A 1,026-nucleotide genomic window follows, 5' to 3' on the forward strand; every position below is an offset into this window, starting at 1 on the left:
AAAACTTGTGAATTTGAATGATGAAGCTTCTTATCATAAAGATGGATCGAATTTAGAATCAATAGTAACATCTAATCAATTGGCGTATGTGATTTATACATCAGGTTCTACAGGAAGACCGAAAGGGATTATGGTAGAACATTTGTCTATCCATAATTTTATTCAGGCTATAATTAATAAAATTCCAATTATGGAACATGTGTCTATATTATGTATGACAACTTTTTCGTTCGATATTTTTGTCTTGGAATCACTTTTGCCACTGGTGAACGGCTTGAAAGTGGTTATGGCTGATTCAAAAGCATTGACGGAAGGAGAAGCTTTTAATCAACTTGTTAATCGTCATTCAGTAGAAGTTATGCAGGGGACACCTTCAAGAATTAAACTTTTCATGAATCAAAAAGAAGGAATTAGGGCCTTGGGAAAATTGAAAATGTTGATGATTGGAGGAGAGGCAATGCCTCCAGGGCTATATGAACAGTTGAGAACTTATACAGATGCTTCAATTTATAATATGTATGGTCCCACAGAGACAACTGTTTGGTCATCAATTGAACGGGTTATAAAATCACAACTTAGTATAGGTAAACCAATTGCTAACACTCGAATGTATATTATGGATGATCAATTACAACTTCAGCCAATAGGAGTTAGGGGTGAGTTATGCATTGCTGGTGATGGGGTAACACGAGGTTATTTAAATCGCTCAGATTTGACAAAAGAGAAATTTGTAGAAAATCCATTTAGTCCAGAAGAAAAGATGTATAAAACTGGTGATTTGGCAAGATGGTTACCAGATGGAAGTATCGAATATTTAGGAAGAATGGATCATCAGGTCAAAATTCGTGGTTACCGGATTGAGACTGGTGAAGTAGAAACGGCACTCCTGGAAATAGAATTGATTCAAGAGGCCATTATAATTGCTAGAGAAGATAAAGATGGATTAAAACAATTGTGTGCGTATTATGTTGGAGATGATTCACTAACGGTTGGAAAACTTAGAAGTGAACTTTCAAAAGAACTCCC

Annotated in this window: 1 protein-coding gene; it reads left to right on the plus strand. The window is 35.5% G+C overall.

Annotation, left to right across the window (positions count from 1 at the left end; genetic code table 11):
* Positions 1-1,026: amino acid adenylation domain-containing protein (locus tag AZF08_RS24815; RefSeq protein WP_161486809.1), on the plus strand; the 1,026-nt coding region annotated here is incomplete at both ends.

It is taken from the genome of Bacillus gaemokensis (assembly GCF_001590835.1).
Taxonomy (GTDB): domain Bacteria; phylum Bacillota; class Bacilli; order Bacillales; family Bacillaceae_G; genus Bacillus_A; species Bacillus_A gaemokensis.